Source organism: Roseateles saccharophilus (assembly GCF_031458095.1).
Lineage (GTDB): Bacteria > Pseudomonadota > Gammaproteobacteria > Burkholderiales > Burkholderiaceae_C > Pelomonas > Pelomonas saccharophila_A.
In genome coordinates this window covers 344,719-361,246 of record NZ_JAVDXU010000005.1, presented here as the reverse complement: position 1 = coordinate 361,246, position 16,528 = coordinate 344,719, and the positions used below count along the sequence as shown (strand labels likewise).

Genomic DNA, 16,528 nt, shown 5'->3' with positions numbered 1-16,528 from the left:
AGTGTAGTTAGCCGATGCTCTTCAGCGAGGCTTCCATCTGCTCCGTCGGCAGCCGCTTGAAGCCCGAGCGGGCATAACGCTGCAGCCGGCCGATGATGAAGCTGACCCAGACCGAGGCCTGGGCATTGGCCTGGACCGTGGGCGTCATCGAGCCTTGCGCCTCGGCCGCGGCGCGCAGCACCTGGCGCAGCGAGGACTCGATGCGGTCGAAGAACTGGTTCATGCGCGCCACCAGGCGCTCGTTCTCGAAGACCAGGGCGTCGCCCACCATCACCCGCGTCATGCCAGGGTTCTTCTCGCCGAACTGCAGCACGACGCTGGCAATGCGGGCGGCCTTGCCCGGCGGCGGCAGCGGATTCGGGTTGTCGGCGATCTGGTTGACCAGGCCGAAGACGCTGGTCTCGATGAAATCGATCAGCGCCTCGAACATCTGCGCCTTGCTGGCGAAGTGGCGGTACAGGGCCGCCTCGCTGACGTCGAGCTTGGCGGCCAGGGCCGCCGTCGTGATGCGGTCGGCACCCGGCTGCTCCAGCATGCCGGCCAGCACCTGCAGGATCTGCGTGCGGCGTTCGCCGGGCTTGGGGCGCTTCCTGGGGGGGGGACTGGGGTTTTCGGCGGCGGGCTGGTCGGCATCCATGGCGGCGGATGCTAATCCCGCAGCCAGCCCAGCCGGCGCGCTTCGTAGATCGCTTCCACCTTGGAGCGGACATGCAGCTTGCGGTAGACCCGTTTGACATAGGTCATCACCGTGTGGGGCGAGACCTGCATGAACTGAGCAATCTCGTCGAAGGTGAAGCCCTTGGCTGCCAGGTGCAACACGCGCGATTCCTGCTCTGACAGCGCGACGACTTCCTCATCAGCCATCGTTGCAGCCATGGCTTCCGGCGATGGGCCGGACGAACCTTGAGTGCCAGGCGCCAGGCGCACCAGCAGGCGGCGGGCGATGACGGGGCTGATGGGGCTGCCGCCGGCGCGCAAGCTGCGCAGCTGGCCCGGCAGATCCAGGGCCAGGCTGTCCTTGAGCAGATAGCCGGTGGCGCCGGCCTCGATGCTGGCCACCACATGCTGCTCGTCGCCGAAGACGGAGATGACCATGACCTCGCACTGCGGGCGGGTCTGGGCGGCGTGGCGGATCAGCTCGATGCCGCTGCCGCCGGGCAGGTCCAGGTCGACGAGGAGGACGTCGGGCTGCAGCTGGTCGAACATGCGCCTGCCTTGCGGCAGGTCGGGCGCGATGCCCAGCAGCTCGATGTCGGGCACGCTGCCCAGGGCATGCGTGAAAGCCTCGCGGAAGCGGGCTTGATCTTCGACGATCAGGACCGAAAAGGGCGTCATGGACTCGGTGGAATTTTTCAAAGCGCGGAAACCCCATTGTCCGACGAAGATTCCCCCTCAGCCATGCGCGTCTTCCTTCATACCTGGGGGGAACGTAACAGCGCCGCCAGGGAGCGCACCCGCCGGTCCACATAGGCGGGGCGGTGCTGCAGGCGGCGGCCATCGGCGGCCTTGCGCAGCCAGCGCTGCATCCAGACCGTGCTCATCCCCAGGCTGCGGGCCGATTTCTGGTGGATCAGGGTGTCCTCGACGAGGATGCACTGCTCGGGCCTCAGCTTCAGCCGCGCCAGCACGACGCGGAACATGCGGGCGTCGGGCTTGGGGCGGGAATGGCCGAAGAGGATCATGTCCTCGATGCAGATCAGGCGCTCGAAGACGTCGGTCAGGCCGATGGCCGACAGCACGCGTTCGGCATAACTGCGCGGCGCGTTGGTCATCAGCAGCTTGCGCCCCGGCAGGCGACGGATCGCCGACAGGTCGTGGCCATGGCCGTGCAGATGCGATTCCAGCCCCGGCAGCTTGTGCGTCTCGGCCAGGAAATGGGCCGGTTTGACGCGATGGTGGCGCTGCAGCCCGCTCAGCGTGGCGCCATAGCGCTGCCAATACAGGGTGCGCAGCACGGCGGCCTCCTCCTCGGTCAGGCCGAGGTAGGTGACCATATAGGCCGACATCGACGCGTTCAGCTCCGCGAAAGCCCGATGTGAGGCGTTGTGCAGCGTGTCGTCGAGGTCGAACAGCCAGACCTTGGAATGTCTCATCGAGACGAGATCATCGTTCCGTAGGCTTGGTCTGTCAGCACCTCCAGCAACATCGCGTGCGGCACCCGGCCGTCGATGATGTGCACGGCGTTGACGCCACTCTTGGCCGCGTCGATGGCGCCGGCGATCTTGGGGATCATGCCGCCGCTGATGGTGCCGTCCTCCACCAGTTCGTCGATGCGCCGAGGCGTCAGCTCGGTCAGCAGCTCGCCGGCCTTGTCCAGCACGCCGCGGATATTGGTCAGCATCAGCAGCTTCTCGGCCTGCAGCACGGTGGCCAGCTTGGCGGCGACGACGTCGGCATTGATGTTGTAGCTCTCGTTGCTCTCGCCGAAGCCGATGGGGCTGACGACGGGGATGAACTGGTCGTCCTGCAGGGCCTTCACGACGCTGGGGTCGATGGAGACGATGTCGCCGACCTGGCCGATGTCGTGTTCCTTGCTGGGATCGTCCTTGTCCAGGATCTTCAGCTGCTTGGCGCGGATCATGCCGCCGTCGCGCCCGGTCAGGCCCACGGCCTTGCCGCCCGCGGCGTTGATCAGGCCGACGATGTCCTGCTGCACCTCACCGGCCAGCACCCACTCGACGACACCCATGGTCTCGGCGTCGGTGACGCGCATGCCCTGGATGAAGTGGCCCTTCTTGCCCAGCTTGTTCAGCGCGTCCTCGATCTGCGGGCCGCCGCCGTGCACGACCACCGGGTTCAGGCCGACCAGCTTGAGCAGCACCACGTCCTCGGCAAAGTCCTGCTGCAGCCCCGGGTCGGTCATGGCATTGCCGCCGTATTTGATGACGATGGTCTTGCCGTGGAACTTGCGGATATAGGGCAGGGCCTGGGACAGGATCTCTGCCTTCTCGCGCGGGGCGATGTGGGAGACGTCGGTGGTGTGGGGGGTGGTCATGCAGCGGACTCCGGAAAGCAGCGGGCGGATTCTAGGGAAGCCGCCATCGCCCTCCCCCGTCAGCGCCTCATTTGTCGCCGAAGAACACCTGCCGCACAAAGGCCTTCACATCCGCCCGCGACTGCCGGAAGGCGGACTCATTGCGCCCGACATGCACACCTCGGGTGACGCAGCTGTCGAAGAACTCGCCAAGCCGGGCTGGGTCGACGGTTGCGCCAGTGCGCTCGGCCGTGATCTTCCAAGGCTCGATGTCCCAGCGCAGCACGCCGCAGGGCGCCGCCGACGTGGCCCCCTCCAGAAAAAAGGGCTGATACATGGCGTCCCAGGAGTGCTGCGCTGCGGCGTATTTGATGCTGCGCACCGGCATGCCCGCCTCGGCATAGCGCTCGGCCAGTTGCTCGCAGGGCCGCGCCGTGGAGTAGTCGTCTTCGGCACCTACTAGGTTGAGCAGCGGCGCCTTCCTCACCTGCGGTGACCAATAGACCTGGTTGCAACCCGCGTAGACGGGAATGTGCAGGGCGAAGCCGAGATCACTCTTGACGACGGCGCGGCGCAGCGGCTCGATGGCAGTCTGGAAGGCCACGCTGCCGCCGCGCGAGAAGCCCATGATGCCGATCCGGGAAGCATCGATGCGCGGATGGCCGGCCAGCAGCATCAGCGCCTGGAAGGCGTCCATCAGGTCGGCGGAGTACGGAACCAACGTCTGGTTCTCCGCCGTGCGCTTGACGCCGCGCGACTCGAAGACATGGACGACAAAGCTGGCCACACCGATGTCGTTCAGCGCATCGACCCATTGCGACATGCTGGCCTCCACGCCGGCGCTGCCATGCATCAGCACGACCGCCGGCAGCTTGTCGCCGGCCGTCCTGGGCAGGCTCAGCTCGCCCCAGACGCGTTGCGGCGCCCAGTTCTGGCGACGCTCGCGGGCGAGATCGAACATGGTCTTGGGCGTGAAGCTGTCGAAGGCAATGCGGCCCTGCGTGTCGGGCTTCAGATCTGCGGCCGAGGCGGCCAAGGGCAAGGCCAGCGCCAGCCAGGCAAGCAGGCGGCCCATGAAAGCTTTTTTCATCATGGGGCGCATTCTGCGGGGCCGCCACAGGCCCGCCGACAATGCCGGCATGCAAGCCAGCGCCTATCTCAAGCTCTCCGTCGCGACGGCCATCGTGACCATCGCCCTGAAGACGGCGGCCTGGTGGTGGACGGGCTCGGTCAGCCTGGCGGCGGATGCGCTGGAGTCCCTGGTTAACCTGGCCGGCGCGGTGTTCGCCCTGGCCATGGTGACCCTGGCCGCCCAGCCGGCCGACGACAACCACCCCTATGGCCACCACAAGGCCGAGTACTTCTCCAGCGGCTTCGAGGGCATCCTCATCATCGCGGCGGCCCTGGGCATCCTGTGGGGTGCGGCCGACCGCTGGCGCCACCCGCAGCCGCTGGAGTCCATCGGCCTGGGCGTGACGCTGGCCGTCGTCAGTTCGGCATTGAACGGCTGGATGGCCTGGGCCATGCTGCGCAAGGCCCGCGAGGTGCGCTCGGTCGCGCTGGCCGGCGACGCCCGCCACCTGATCACCGATGTCTGGACGTCGGCCGGTGTTGTCGTCGGTCTGATCGGCGTGATGGCCACGGGCTGGCAATGGCTGGATCCGCTGCTGGCCGTCATCGTCGCGCTGAACATCCTGCGCGAGGGCGTGCACCTGATGCGCGAGTCCACCGGCGGCCTGATGGACGAGGCCCTGGACGCCGAGTCCCTGGCCAAGGTCCAGGCCGTGCTGGACGACTTCCGGCATCCGCACGCCATCCGCTTCGACCATCTCGTCAGCCGCGTGGCCGGCCAGCGCCGCTTCGTCGACCTGCATATGCACATGCCGGCCAGCTGGACCCTGGGCCGCGCGGCTGCCCTGCGCGTCGACCTCGAGCAGGCGCTGATGAGCGCCGTGCCGGGGCTGCGCGCCAGCATCCAGTTGCTGCCCATGGACGTCGAGGCCCACACCATGGATGAGGAGGACCTGGTTTGATCGCGATCTTGCAAAGGGTGCGCGAGGCGCGCGTGGAAGTGGGCGGCGCCGTCGTTGGCCAGATCGCCCAGGGTTTCCTGATGCTGGTCTGCGCCGAACCGACAGACAGCGAGGCCATCGCCGAGAAGCTCATCACCAAGGTGCTGAAGCTGCGCGTTTTCAGCGACGAGGCCGGCAAGATGAACCGCAGCCTGCAGGACGTTGGCGGCGGCCTGCTCATCGTCAGCCAGTTCACGCTGGCGGCCGACACCAACGGCGGCAACCGGCCGAGCTTCTCGGGTGCGGCGCCGGCCGAGCTGGGCCGCAGGCTCTACGAGCACACGCTGGCCTTTGCGCGCCAGCAGCACGCGACGGTCGCCAGCGGCGAGTTCGGCGCCGACATGCAGGTCCACCTGATCAATGACGGCCCCGTCACCATCCCCATGCGAATGAATTGATGAAGAAGATCGTCCTGATCGATTCGACCGCCGGCCTCGAGCCCGTGCATGACCAGCCGCGCGAAGACCGCCGCGTCAACGGCGCGCCGCGGCGCCGGACCTGGACATTCCACGAACACGGCCCCATGAGCGCGGGCATCTGGGCCTGCGAGGTCGGCCGCTGGCGCAGCGTCTTCCCGGCCGGGCGGCAGGAGTATTTCCATGTGCTCGAGGGGCGCGTCCGCCTGCATGGGCCGCACGGCGAGGTCGATATCGGCCCCGGCCAGGGCGGCGTCATTCCGCCGGGTTTCGAGGGGGAGTTCGAAGTGCTGGAGCCGGTGCGCAAGCACTTTGTCCTGGTAGACGTCGCCAGCTGATCCACGACCTTACATTCGCAGCCTGCCTAACCCAGCTGACGAATGGAGGACTCTTGAGCAAGACCACGGCTTTCCTGAGCGGCTGCGCGGCCAGCGCCACGGCCATCATCGCCATCTCGCTGCTGACGGGCGCCAAGGCGCCGCCGACCAAGTTCGACGAGATCGACGTCGGCCGCATCAACGTGCGTGAACCGGATGGCACGCTGCGCCTGGTCATCTCCAACCGCTCGCAGTTTCCCGGCCTGCCCTGGAAGGGCAGCGAGCAGGCCCGCCCCGACCGCACGGCCTATGCCGGCATGCTTTTCGTCAACGACGAGGGCACCGAGAACGGCGGCCTGATCCAGAACGGCAAGATCGGTGCCGATGGCAAGCCCAATGCCGGCCTCAGCCTGACCTTCGACCGATTCCGGCAGGACCAGGTCATCCAGCTGCTGCACGACGAGGAAGGCGGCCGCGCCACCAGCACGCTGTCCATCAACGACGAGCCCGACAGCACGCAGCAGCCCGACGTGCTGCAGCGCGGCGAGCGCATCACCGAGATCCGCAAGCTGCCGCCTGACGAGCGCAAGGCCGCGATGCAGCAGATGCGCGACCAGGGCCTGCTCGCGACCAACCGCGTGCGCCTGGGTACCACCCCGGGCAAGGCCTCCGCGTTGACGCTCAGCGATGCCCAGGGCCGGCCGCGCCTGAGGCTGATGGTCACGCCGGAAGGCAAGCCCAGCATCCAGATGCTGGACGACAAGGGCCAGCCGGCCAGGACCATCGACCTGGAAGCCAAGTAGTCCGCGCGCGCGTCAGCCCAGTTCTATGGTCCAGCGGTTGACGCTGTCGGGCTCAGGCCTAGCCAGCGCCAATGCTCCGATGCGATAGGCATGAGGACGGCGCGTGGCCGCGATCTCCCGTCCTGACTCGTCACGCACGCGCTCCACGCCATGCCCGCGGGGGCCGACGCGGTAGCTCAGCTCGAAGCGCAGGTCGGCCAGCGTCAATTGCACGCTGAGGCCGTCCAGCACCGCCGGCATGACGGGGTCGATGACCAGGGTGTCGTGCTCCAGCCTCAGGCCCAGCAATGAGGTGACGACGAGGCCGATGGCGATGCCCGGGCCACTGGAGTAGATGCGCCAGCCGCCGTCCAGCGCCACCTCGCCGGCCAGGGCCTGGCCATAGTGGGCCTGGGCCTCGTAGCGGTCGGCGAAGGCGGCGTCGGAGCTGGAGTAATAGCAGTTGGCCTGGCGCCGGCTGGCGCTGGGCACGCGGTCGCTGAGCGCGATCGGGTGGGCCAGCGTCAGCGCCTGCAGAAAGGCCTCGGCGTGGCCGAGATGGGCCAGCATCTGGGCATAGCGCAGATGGGCGTGCATATACATGATGCCGATCTCGCGGCCGAAGAAGCTGCTGGTCTCGGCGCGCTGGAACAGCGTCGACGGTCCGCCGCGGTAGGGCAGAGGCGCGTCGAAGAGGCGGGCACCATCGGGGCCCTTCAGATGCTGCTCGATTAGGGCGGCCTGGGCTCGCGCCTGCTCGGGCGTGAACAGCTCGTCGATGATGGCATGCATCATCGGCAGCAGGCTGTAGCGCAGGCCGGTGCGGGCGTCCTGAGGGTGGATCCACAGCTCGCGCTCGCCCTGCTCGGGGAACAGCGCATAGCCGGCGACGACATCGTCCTGCACCAAGAGGCGCTGGAACTCCGCACGCACGCCGGCCGCTTCGGCGATGAGGCGGGCTGCTTCGTCGGCACGGCCGAGGCGCGCGTGGGCCGCCGCCAGCGTGTGCAGCATCTGATGGTGCAGGGTCACCGTCCAGGCGCTGCACAGGCGCTCGCGCAGGGCCGGGTCGGCCGGCTGCAGGGAGTCGTTCCAGTCGCCATGCCAGTAGGCCGCGAGGCCCGTGCCGGGCACGACCCGCTGGCGGATCAGCGCCAGGGCCTGCTCCACATGCGCGGCCAGCGTGGCCGCCTCGCCGCCGTGGAAGGGCAGCACTTCGTCCAGGATGCTCGCGTCGCCGCTGGCGATCAGGTACTGGGCCAGGCCCAGCAGGGGCCAGAAGACGATGTCGCCATGCGAGTCGCCGGCGCGGATCTCCGCCTCGCGCGCGAAGAACATGAACCATTGCGGCCAGTCGCCATCGGGGTTCTGGGCCGCGAAGACGCGCAGCAGCAGGTCGCGCACGGGCGCCGTCTGACCCAGGGCCAGCAGCATCTCCAGCGGGCCCTGGCAGACGTCACGCGTGCCCCAGCCGCCACCCGAGTACTGCTCCAGGCCGCGCGGCGACAGATAGTGCACCAGGGCGTTGTGGGCATACCAGGGCAGGATGTCGCGCAGCTGGGCCAGGGCGGGATGGGCGAGCTGCCATTGCGGCAGGGCCAGCGGCTGCGGCGCAGGCGGCGCTACCTGCACGAGAGACGCGCTCAACGCCATGGCAACCGCCGTGGTCGGCGCGAACTCCAGGCACAGCAGCGCCTCGCCACGGCTCACGCCATCGTCGAACAGGCGGCCGTCGTCGCCGACGATGGACAGGCCCGGCGCCGTGACGGTGAAGGCACCATCGGGGAAGCGCTCGGCCAGGGCGCTGGCTTCGGGCGGCGTGACGACGACGCGGTCGCCGGTATGCACCCAGGACGGGCGCAAGGCCGCAGCGCCATCGTCGCCCCCCAGGGCCAGGCTGAGGCAGGCACGCACGCGCAGCGGGTCTCCCTCCAGCACCTGCAGAGACAGATCCATGACGTCGGGCCTGGCACCGGCCAGGGCGATCACCTCGATGAGGCCGCCCGCATGGGCATACAGCCAGCGGCAGCGCTGGGGCTGCATCTCGAAGGCCGAGGGCAGGCCGAGCAGCTGCCAGTCACCGCCCTCCTCGGCCTGCACGAACAGGCGCAGGCCGGCCGTGCGGAACAGGCCGAGCAGGCTGCGCTGGGTGGATAGCAGGCGGTTGATGCTGACATGGCCCTGGGTCAGCATGGAATGGAAGACGCCGCCCATCCAGCAGGTCGAGGTCAGCGCCGTCTCGTCGGGCACGAGGTGGGCGCCGCTGCGCAGGATGTGGCCGTGGGGGCGCTGCACCAGCAGCTCCTTGGCACGCAGCACGACGTGGGTGGCCTCGCTGGTGAAGAAGCTCAGCAGCTGGCCGTCCTGCCACTCCTCGTGGCGGCGCTCGCTGCCGAAGAGCTGGCGGCGCGCTTCGGCACCGAGGTCCAGGCTGGCGAGCTGGGGGGCTGTCGCGAACAGGCTGGGCGCGGGGGGGCGGCCCGGCTCGTCGAGGAGCTCGGAGGGCTGGGCCTCGGGCAGGGCCAGCAGAGCCGGCAGCCGGGCCAGTTCGGCCTCGCTGCTGGCTTGCGCGTGGTGGGCTTGCAGGGCAAGGAAGAAGCCTGCCGCCAGCGATTCGCCCGGCGCCAGCATGAGCGCCTCATCCTGCAGGGCGACAACGGCATGCTCCTGCTGCAGGCGCTGGCCCGGCAGGCCGGTGAACAGGGCGGGCGGCATGCTGCCCTCGCGCGCCGCATGGCCCCAGACCTGGACCGCGTCCGTCGCGAAGGAGCCGGCGCGGCGCAGCGAGCCGGCCAGCAGCCAGGGGTGGCGGCCACCCTGGGCCTGGTTCTGGCGCGCGGCCAGCAGCACACCCTGGCCGGCGTCCTGCAGGGGCTGCAGGTCGATGTAGTGGCTGACGTAGAACTCGTTGGTGCGCACGGCACCGTAATCGGCCAGGCCGACGTCCTGCACCAGCACCGCGGCGACCTCGCAGGCGGCGCCCGAGTGGTTCTGCGCTTGCAGATGCCAGAACAGCGTCGCCTCGGTCTCGGCCAGGCGCAGCTGCAGGCGCAGGGCCAAGCCGTCCCAGTCCCCGCGCATCTCGAAGGCGCCCTCTTCCGCATGCACGCTCAGCGGCGACAGCGGGCCCAGCAGCGGCACCACTCGCCAGTCCTCCCCAGCACCGCGCCGGCGCAGCCAGACATTGGCCGGCCCGGCTTCCAGCTCATTGCCGGGGAAGAGATTGACCAGCAGCGCTGGCCCGAACATCAGGCGGCGCAGCCCGCCATGGGACAGCAGCTCGGCCGTCAGGCCGCTTCGATTGCTCAGGGAATGGGAGGTCATGTCTGTTTCTGTGCCAACAGCCAGGGCAGCAGATCGGGATCGTTGTAGGCCGGCGTCCACGAGTCGTGGCCGACGCCGGGATAGATGGTCAGCGTGGCCTTGCCGCCGGCGGCGCGCAGGGCCTCGACGCAGGCAACGTGGGGCGGCAGCGGCACGACGGGGTCCTGGTCGCCGTGATAGGCGCGCACCGGCACATCGCGCATGGCCGCCACCTTGGCCGGATCGCCAAAGCCACAGACGGGCGCAATCGCTGCCAGGTCGCGCGGATAGGCGGTGGCCCATTGCCACATGCCGAAGCCGCCCATGGACAGGCCGGTGCCGACACAGCGTTGGGCGTCAACGTTCAGCTTGGCCTTCAGCGCCCCCAGCAGCCGGTGCAGGCGCTCGGGGTCCCAGCGCTGGTTTTCTTCCAGCTGCGGGCTGACGAGGATGCAGGGCCAGGCGGCGCCAGCGGCGACCAGCTTGGGCGGGCCGTGGACCTTGACCTTCTCCAGTTCGGTGCCACGCTCGCCCGAGCCATGCAGGAAGACGACCAGCGGCCAGGCCTGGCTGCGCTGGCTGTATTCACGCGGCAGCCAGATCCAAAAGCGCTGGCCTTCGAGTTCCCAGGCGCGCTGTTCGCCGGCCGCCAGGCCCGGGGGAGGCACCGGCGGCAGGGCCGCGCAGGCACTGAGCAGGGCGGGCGTCGTCAACAGCAGTTGGCGGCGGTTCATCGTCATGGCGTGGGCTCCAGCTGGATGGTGGTGGCGTTGGCGGGCAGGGGCAGCTCGCGGCCCTGCCATGTCAGGCCCTGAGTCTCGACGTTAGCGCGCGGTAACCGTTCCGTACCGGGCCAGGCCAGGCGCAGCTCGCCGGGCAGGCGATCGGGCCGGCGGTCGATGTGCAGGGTCCAGCCGCCGTCGGCGCGGCGAACCAGGCGGTAGTCCAGCCGGCCCCAGGCGGTGGACAGGCCAGTCACGCCGATATCGCCGGCCGCGCGCCAGGCTTGCGGGATACCAGCGGCCAACACCAGGCTGGCGGTGGACTCGCGTTCGTAGGCCAGCAGGTCCAGGGCCGCGCGCAGGAAGTCCGACGAGATCCAGGCATGGGGCATGTCGCCGCGGAACTGCACCTTGCGCGCACCGGGCAGCACGACCTCGGCCCACTGGTTCCAGCCCATGGGGAGCTGGTGGCCCATGAACCAGGCCAGCAAGCGGTGGGCGTCGTCCACCCGGCCCAGGCGCACCAGGGCGCTGACATTGCGCCATTCATAGGGCGTGTAGTCCAGCCAGGGCTTGCTGCCGTCGATGCGGGCGAACGCCTCGGTCACATAGCGATCGAAGGTGCCACGCACCAACTCCGGCGGCAGCTTGTCAGCCTGGGCAGGGTTGAGGGCCATGGTCGTCGACGTGGCATCGAAGTCGCCTCGGTCGGCGGCGCCGGCAATATGGTTGAGCTTGTAGTGCTGGGCGGTCGCGACGATGGCAGCGCCCAGATCGGCCTCGAACTCATCCCGCGACACGGTCCAGCGCACGGCGTCGGCGGTTTGCCCCAGGGCCTGGGCGATCTGCACCGCATCCTTGTAGCCGCGCAGGGCCCAGAAGTCGTCCCAGTAGGCATAGGCCGGCTTGTCGCTATAGCCCTCGTGGCTGATGGACGGCGGCATCAGGCCCTTGAAGCGGGGTTCGGCGCCGGGCTTGCGTTCGCTCTGGCGCAGCGCCTCCATCCACGCGACGACGCGCTGCACCTTGTGCCAGTGGCGCTCCAGCAGGGCGCGGTCCTGCGTATGCCGCCAAAGCTCTGCCACGGCGAACAGGTATTGGCCATGGCTGTCGTTCTCGACCACGGGGTCGGCACCGCGCTGGTCCACGCAGCAGGGCACCTTGCCGGATTCGAAGATGAAGCCGGCATACCAGTCGACGAATTCGCGCGCCGCCTGGATCTCGCCCATGCGCACCAGGCCGGCCACCATCATGGCGCCATCGCGCACCCAGGAGCGGGCATAGGAGCGCGTGCCGGGGCGCAGGGCCGGGCCGTCGCGGGACATCAGGATCTGGGCCAGCGCGCTGCGCATGGTGTCGGCCACCGGTTGGGCCTGGGGCGGCAGGGTCAGCTCCAGCACACCGAGGCGGTCGCGCCATTGCGCGGCGGCGACGGCCATGCGGGTGTCCAGGGTCGCGGCGTCTCCATTGCCCGTCACCCAGCCGAAACTGCGCGACTCCCCGGCGGCCAGTTCGACGTCGAAGCGCATCAAGGCGGAAGCCAGGGTGTCGACATCGGCCAGATGGGTCAGCGACGGCGCCTGCAGCAGCGTGGTCAGGCCCGGACCGGCCCCCCAGGGCGCGGCGCGGACCTCGGCGGGCGTCTCGCGGGGTGTGACGCGCAAGCCGGGCGCGGTGAGGATGCCGTCGGCCCAGTTCACGGATGGCAAGGGGCTGATGCCGCCCGGGGTCGACAAGAACTGCTGCGGCGGGTTGACCTGCCAGGGGCGCAGCGCCAGCAGCAGGGCGTAATGCTGGGGCTTGGCCGTCGGGTTGCGCAGTGTGTAGCGGGCCAGCAGCTTGGGATCCTTGGCCGGCCCGTCGGCTGCGGCTTCGACGCGCAGCTCCACGTCCGCATGCCGCCATTGCACGACCGGCAGGGCGTTCTCGACCAAGCTGTGCTCGGTGCGCACCTGGGCCCAGGTGACGAGGCGACCATCCGCCAGGCGCACGGCGGGCTCGATGCTCGGGCCGCCCCGGTTCAGCTCGATGGCGCCGTCCTCGCTGACCAGGCCCGAGCGCTCGGCACCGCCATCCACGCCGACGACGGTCCAATAGTTCTGCTCGCCGATGAAGGCCCGCGGCAGATCGCCGCGCGGCAGGGCCTGAGCCAGTTCAGCCACCGCCGCATTGCGGTCGGGCCATTGGGCCGCATCGCGCAACTCGACCTGGGGCGGCTTCCTGCCCTCGTAGCGCAGGCGGATCCAGCGCCATTCCTGCTCGCCGAGGAAGACGGCGCGGCCGGGCTGGGTGGACAGCGGCTTCCAGCGCCGGTTGTCGTCCGACACCTCGATGCGCAGGGCCGCGCCGCTGGCGAACCACAGGCCGTTGAACTCGCGCAGTTGTTGAAAGTCCAGCGTCACCTCGCCGGCGCCCTGCTTGCGACGCGGCTCCGGCCAGGCCTTGGGCGCGGGCGGGCGCGGCTCCAGGCCCAGGCTGGCGACGCACAAGGATCCGGCTCCACCGCCGTCTCGCTGGCCGGCGACGACGACGAACTCGATGAACTGGCTCTTCTTCAGCACGCGGTCTTCGATCGGCCCCCAGGCAAAGGCGATATGGCGGCGCTTGAAGCGCATCTCGGTCAGGGTGTCGGGCAGGGCCATGGCCGGGCGATGGATCCACCAGACGTTGTCGCCGCTGGTGTCTACAAATTTGATCTGCACATCGTTGCGCCCGCCCTGGCCCTTGAGTTGGGTTGTCAACGCGAAGTCGGCCGGCCAGTCCAGCGGCAGCTCGCGGCGCAGCACGGCATAGCCGGAAACGCCGGCAAAGTCGTAGTCCAGGCAGAGGCTGTCGTCGCGGGCATCGCGGCGCAGGCTGGCCTTGACCTGGTCGGAGGCGCTGGCCTTCCACGGGCCGGCATCCTTCATGTCGTCGAGGACGGCGGCACCAACGCATTGCGCGGCCAGCAGCAGGCAGGCGAACCACTTCTTCATTTCACGCTGCCCATCAACAAGCCCTGCATGTAATACCTCTGCAGCGCGATGAACAAGGCCAGCACCGGCAGCACCGTGATGACGGCGCCGGCCATCATCAGCTCGCTGTCCTGCACATGCTCGCGCGACAGGGCCGCCAGCGCGACCGGCAGGGTGTGCATCTCGCCGTCGGTCAGCACGATGAGGGGCCACATGAAGTCGTTCCAGCTGCCGAGGAAGGCAAACACCGCCAGCGTGACCAGCACCGGCTTCAAGGTCGGCAGCACGATGCGCCAGAAGATCTGCCACTCCCCTGCCCCGTCCAGCCTTGCGGCTTCGAGCAGCTCGTCCGGCACGCCACGCGCGTACTGCCGCACGAGGAAGATGCCGAAGATGCCGGCCATGCCCGGGATCAAAACGCCCATCCAGGTGTTCACCAGGCCCATGCCCTTGAGCATCAGGAACAGCGGCAGCATGGCCACCTGGCCGGGAATCACCAAAGCTGCGATCAGCAGGCCGAAGACCCGCTCGCGGTGCCGAAAGCGCAGCTTGGCGAACGCATAGCCGGCCAGGGTGTTGAAGCTGACCGAAAGGAATGTGCTGGCAACCGCCAGGCCCAGGCTGTTGACGAAGGCTCGCTTGAGGCCACCGTCGCCCAGCAGCTGCTGGTAGTGCACCAGCGTTGGGTGCTTGGGAAGGATGGGCGGTGGCAGGCTTTGGGCCGTGCCGGCTGGCATCAGCGACACGCAAACCATCCACAGCAGCGGGAATGCCGCCAGCGCGGCGAAAGCCCATAGCAGGCCGTTGAGGAGGAGAGCCCTGGGCTTCATGCGCCCTCCCCTGTCAGCCGCCGCTGCACGGCGATCAGCCCCTTGCTGACCGCGACGATGACGACGAAGAGGACGAAGGCCACAGCCGAGGCCAAGCCCAGATTCCACCACTTGAAGCCTTCTTCGTACATCAGGTAGAGCACGCTGACCGTGCTCTGCAGCGGCCCGCCCTGGGTCATCACATAGGGCTCGGCGAAAAGCTGGAAATAGCCCGCCGTCGTGAGGATGGTGACCATCAGCAGCGTCGGCGCGATGCTGGCCAGCGTGATGTAGCGGAACTGGGCCCAGGAGCGCGCGCCGTCCAACCGCGCGGCTTCGTAGAGATCGTGCGGCACGGCCTGCAGGGCGGCGATGAAGATGATCATGTTGCCGCCGAAGTTCTTCCAGGCGGCGAACAGGATGATGGTGGGCATGGACCAGTGGGGGTCGCCCAGCCAGTCGACGGGATCGAGGCCGATGGACTGCAGCGTGTAGTTCACCAGCCCGTACTTGACGTGGAAGAGATAGCGCCAGATGACGGCCACGGCCACCAGCGTGGTCACCACGGGCGCGAACAGGGCCGTGCGCAGCAGCGGCTTGAAGCGCACCAGCCTGCTTTGCAGCAGCACCGCTGCGGCCAGCGACACGCCAATGGACAGCGGCACGCCCAGCACGACAAAGTAGAGGGTGTTGCCCAGGGCCTTCCAGAACAGCGGCAGGCTCAGCACATGCAGATAGTTGTCGAAACCCTGCCAGCGCAGATTGCCCAGGTCGGCCAGGGCATAGATGTCGAAGTCGGTCAGGCTCAGCACCAGGCCGGCGAAGACCGGCATGCCGAAGAACAGCGCAATGACGATCAGCGCCGGGGCGGCGAAAGCCCAGGCGGCCAGGGATTCACGGCCGCTGTGCTTCATGCACCGGCCTTCCTGTCCAGCATCCAGCGCCGCTTCTCGAGGATGCCGTCAACGAGGGCATCCAGCCGCTTCACCGTCGTGTCGAGGTCGGTCACGCCATGCACGGCGCGCGTGGCGGCCAGCTGCATTTCCTTCTCGATACGCTCCCATTCCGGCACGGCCGGCGCCGCGCGCACGCGCTGCAGCTGGCGGTGGAAGGCGGCGGCGTGCCTGTCCTCGGCCAGCGTCGCGCCGTTCAGCGGCAGGGCCCAGGCGCTGCGCCGTGCCGGCAGGTCGCCGGTCAGGCGGTAGAACTCCAGCTGCACATCGGGCCGGCTCAGATAGCTGATCAGGGCCCAGACCTCGGGCTTGTGGCGGGCGCGCTTGAACATCACCAGGCTGGCACCGCCGGCGATGGAGGCGCCGGGGCCGTCCGGCCCGGGCAGCTCGGCGGTGATCCAGGCATTGGCGAGTTCGGGCGGCAGGCGGCGCTTGAACTCGCCGATGTCCCAGGGCCCCGACATATAGAAGGCGAAGTTGCCGCGGCCGAACTCCTGCCAGAGGTTGCCGATCTGCACCTCGCTGACGCCGGGCGCCTCGCCGCGCTGGAAGCGCTCCAGATAGAAGGCCAGGGCCTTGCGAAAGCCCGCGCCCGAGAAGTTGCCGTAGCGGCCGCCGTCGCGCAGCACCTCGCCCGGCTGCTGCAGGGCCAGGGCCAGCAGCGGTGCCGACTCATTGGTGGGCAGCAGCATGGGCTTGTCCATGCCGCGTTCGCGCAGGCGGGCCAGGGTCGCGCGCCAGTCGTCCCAGCTCACGGGCATGGACGGGATGCCGGCCTTGGCCAGCAGGTCCTGGCGCACGAACATCAGCCGCGTGTCGACATACCAGGGCAGGCCGACGCGCTGGCCGCCCGGGGCATTGGTCGCCCAGATGCCTTCGAAGTAGTCGCCGGCCGCGAGCATGGGCGTGCGCGCCAGCCAGGGCTCCAGCGGCTCCAGCGCGCCCAGGGCCTGCATCTCGGGCAGCCAGGTGTTGCCGACCTGGGCCAGGTCGGGCGTGGCGTCGCCGGCGAAAGCCGTCAGCAGCTTCTCGTGCGCGGCCGTCCACGGCAGTTGCTCGACCTTGACGCGCACGCCGGGGTGCTCGCGCTCGAAGGCCGGCATCAGCTCGGCCACGACCTCGCTCTCCCGGCCCATGGCCCAGAAGCGCAGCGTGGTGCCGCGCTCTTGCGCGCAGCCTGTCAGGGCGGCAGCGGCGGTGACCGTGAGCAGGTCGCGGCGCTTCAT

15 protein-coding genes are annotated in these 16,528 nt (G+C 69.0%); 4 read left to right on the top strand and 11 right to left on the bottom strand.

Features of this window, described 5'->3' with window-relative positions:
* Positions 1–7 precede the first annotated feature (7 nt).
* The 5 genes from slmA to J2X20_RS27040 all read right to left on the bottom strand — a co-directional run bounded on the left by slmA (position 8) and on the right by J2X20_RS27040 (position 4,067).
* A complete protein-coding gene (gene slmA, locus J2X20_RS27060) occupies positions 8–637 on the bottom strand; it encodes a nucleoid occlusion factor SlmA (protein ID WP_310272428.1) in 630 nt (209 codons plus the stop codon).
* An 11-nt stretch (positions 638–648) separates the two neighbouring features.
* Positions 649–1,335: a response regulator gene (locus J2X20_RS27055; protein WP_310272426.1), complete on the bottom strand. Its 687-nt coding sequence runs from the start codon at positions 1,333–1,335 to the stop codon at positions 649–651.
* Between the two features lie 77 nt (positions 1,336–1,412).
* Positions 1,413–2,093 (bottom strand): pyrimidine 5'-nucleotidase, encoded by a 681-nt coding sequence (locus J2X20_RS27050; RefSeq protein ID WP_310272424.1) that lies wholly within the window; start codon positions 2,091–2,093, stop codon positions 1,413–1,415.
* The gene (gene argB, locus J2X20_RS27045) at positions 2,090–2,995 is read right to left on the bottom strand and encodes an acetylglutamate kinase (RefSeq protein WP_310272422.1); all 906 of its coding nucleotides are present in this window, start codon (positions 2,993–2,995) and stop codon (positions 2,090–2,092) included. Before argB ends, J2X20_RS27050 begins: the two co-directional genes overlap by 4 nt.
* Before the next feature lie 67 nt (positions 2,996–3,062).
* On the bottom strand, positions 3,063–4,067 hold the full coding sequence (locus J2X20_RS27040) for a dienelactone hydrolase family protein (protein ID WP_310272420.1): 1,005 nt from the start codon (positions 4,065–4,067) through the stop codon (positions 3,063–3,065).
* A gap of 46 nt (positions 4,068–4,113) precedes the next feature.
* Between J2X20_RS27040 and J2X20_RS27035 the strand changes: the two genes are divergently transcribed.
* Genes J2X20_RS27035 through J2X20_RS27020 form a run of 4 tightly spaced genes read left to right on the top strand, consistent with a single transcriptional unit; the run spans position 4,114 to position 6,582 of the window.
* Complete coding sequence (locus tag J2X20_RS27035) at positions 4,114–5,007, top strand: cation diffusion facilitator family transporter (RefSeq protein WP_310272418.1); 894 nt, start codon at positions 4,114–4,116, stop codon at positions 5,005–5,007.
* Positions 5,004–5,444: a D-aminoacyl-tRNA deacylase gene (dtd, locus tag J2X20_RS27030; protein ID WP_310272415.1), complete on the top strand. Its 441-nt coding sequence runs from the start codon at positions 5,004–5,006 to the stop codon at positions 5,442–5,444. Before J2X20_RS27035 ends, dtd begins: the two co-directional genes overlap by 4 nt.
* The gene (locus J2X20_RS27025) at positions 5,444–5,800 is read left to right on the top strand and encodes a cupin domain-containing protein (protein WP_310272413.1); all 357 of its coding nucleotides are present in this window, start codon (positions 5,444–5,446) and stop codon (positions 5,798–5,800) included. Before dtd ends, J2X20_RS27025 begins: the two co-directional genes overlap by 1 nt.
* A gap of 53 nt (positions 5,801–5,853) precedes the next feature.
* Positions 5,854–6,582 (top strand): hypothetical protein, encoded by a 729-nt coding sequence (locus J2X20_RS27020; protein ID WP_310272411.1) that lies wholly within the window; start codon positions 5,854–5,856, stop codon positions 6,580–6,582.
* A gap of 12 nt (positions 6,583–6,594) precedes the next feature.
* Here the strand turns inward: J2X20_RS27020 and J2X20_RS27015 are convergent, their stop codons facing one another.
* From J2X20_RS27015 to J2X20_RS26990, 6 genes are read right to left on the bottom strand one after another with little or no spacing between them, the layout of a single operon-like run.
* Positions 6,595–9,885 (bottom strand): GH36-type glycosyl hydrolase domain-containing protein, encoded by a 3,291-nt coding sequence (locus tag J2X20_RS27015; protein ID WP_310272408.1) that lies wholly within the window; start codon positions 9,883–9,885, stop codon positions 6,595–6,597.
* Positions 9,882–10,604, bottom strand: coding sequence for a carboxylesterase family protein (locus J2X20_RS27010; RefSeq protein WP_310272406.1), 723 nt, complete (start codon positions 10,602–10,604; stop codon positions 9,882–9,884). The genes J2X20_RS27015 and J2X20_RS27010 overlap by 4 nt, the downstream gene beginning before the upstream one ends.
* Positions 10,601–13,561, bottom strand: a complete 2,961-nt coding sequence (locus J2X20_RS27005; RefSeq protein WP_310272403.1) for a glucosidase family protein — start codon at positions 13,559–13,561, stop codon at positions 10,601–10,603. Before J2X20_RS27005 ends, J2X20_RS27010 begins: the two co-directional genes overlap by 4 nt.
* Complete coding sequence (locus J2X20_RS27000) at positions 13,558–14,370, bottom strand: carbohydrate ABC transporter permease (RefSeq protein WP_310272401.1); 813 nt, start codon at positions 14,368–14,370, stop codon at positions 13,558–13,560. Before J2X20_RS27000 ends, J2X20_RS27005 begins: the two co-directional genes overlap by 4 nt.
* Positions 14,367–15,263, bottom strand: a complete 897-nt coding sequence (locus tag J2X20_RS26995; protein WP_310272399.1) for a carbohydrate ABC transporter permease — start codon at positions 15,261–15,263, stop codon at positions 14,367–14,369. The genes J2X20_RS27000 and J2X20_RS26995 overlap by 4 nt, the downstream gene beginning before the upstream one ends.
* A complete protein-coding gene (locus J2X20_RS26990; RefSeq protein WP_310272397.1) occupies positions 15,260–16,528 on the bottom strand; it encodes a sugar ABC transporter substrate-binding protein in 1,269 nt (422 codons plus the stop codon). Before J2X20_RS26990 ends, J2X20_RS26995 begins: the two co-directional genes overlap by 4 nt.

What these genes read in the sequence shown, in the direction of transcription:
- slmA (WP_310272428.1), bottom strand. Translation starts at nt 637, where the DNA reads ATGGATGCCGACCAGCCCGCCGCCGAAAACCCCAGTCCCCCCCCCAGG.
- J2X20_RS27055 (WP_310272426.1), bottom strand. Translation starts at nt 1,335, where the DNA reads ATGACGCCCTTTTCGGTCCTGATCGTCGAAGATCAAGCCCGCTTCCGC.
- J2X20_RS27050 (WP_310272424.1), bottom strand. Translation starts at nt 2,093, where the DNA reads ATGAGACATTCCAAGGTCTGGCTGTTCGACCTCGACGACACGCTGCAC.
- argB (WP_310272422.1), bottom strand. Translation starts at nt 2,995, where the DNA reads ATGACCACCCCCCACACCACCGACGTCTCCCACATCGCCCCGCGCGAG.
- J2X20_RS27040 (WP_310272420.1), bottom strand. Translation starts at nt 4,067, where the DNA reads ATGATGAAAAAAGCTTTCATGGGCCGCCTGCTTGCCTGGCTGGCGCTG.
- J2X20_RS27035 (WP_310272418.1), top strand. Translation starts at nt 4,114, where the DNA reads ATGCAAGCCAGCGCCTATCTCAAGCTCTCCGTCGCGACGGCCATCGTG.
- J2X20_RS27025 (WP_310272413.1), top strand. Translation starts at nt 5,444, where the DNA reads ATGAAGAAGATCGTCCTGATCGATTCGACCGCCGGCCTCGAGCCCGTG.
- J2X20_RS27015 (WP_310272408.1), bottom strand. Translation starts at nt 9,885, where the DNA reads ATGACCTCCCATTCCCTGAGCAATCGAAGCGGCCTGACGGCCGAGCTG.
- J2X20_RS27010 (WP_310272406.1), bottom strand. Translation starts at nt 10,604, where the DNA reads ATGACGATGAACCGCCGCCAACTGCTGTTGACGACGCCCGCCCTGCTC.
- J2X20_RS27005 (WP_310272403.1), bottom strand. Translation starts at nt 13,561, where the DNA reads ATGAAGAAGTGGTTCGCCTGCCTGCTGCTGGCCGCGCAATGCGTTGGT.
- J2X20_RS27000 (WP_310272401.1), bottom strand. Translation starts at nt 14,370, where the DNA reads ATGAAGCCCAGGGCTCTCCTCCTCAACGGCCTGCTATGGGCTTTCGCC.
- J2X20_RS26995 (WP_310272399.1), bottom strand. Translation starts at nt 15,263, where the DNA reads ATGAAGCACAGCGGCCGTGAATCCCTGGCCGCCTGGGCTTTCGCCGCC.
- J2X20_RS26990 (WP_310272397.1), bottom strand. Translation starts at nt 16,528, where the DNA reads ATGAAGCGCCGCGACCTGCTCACGGTCACCGCCGCTGCCGCCCTGACA.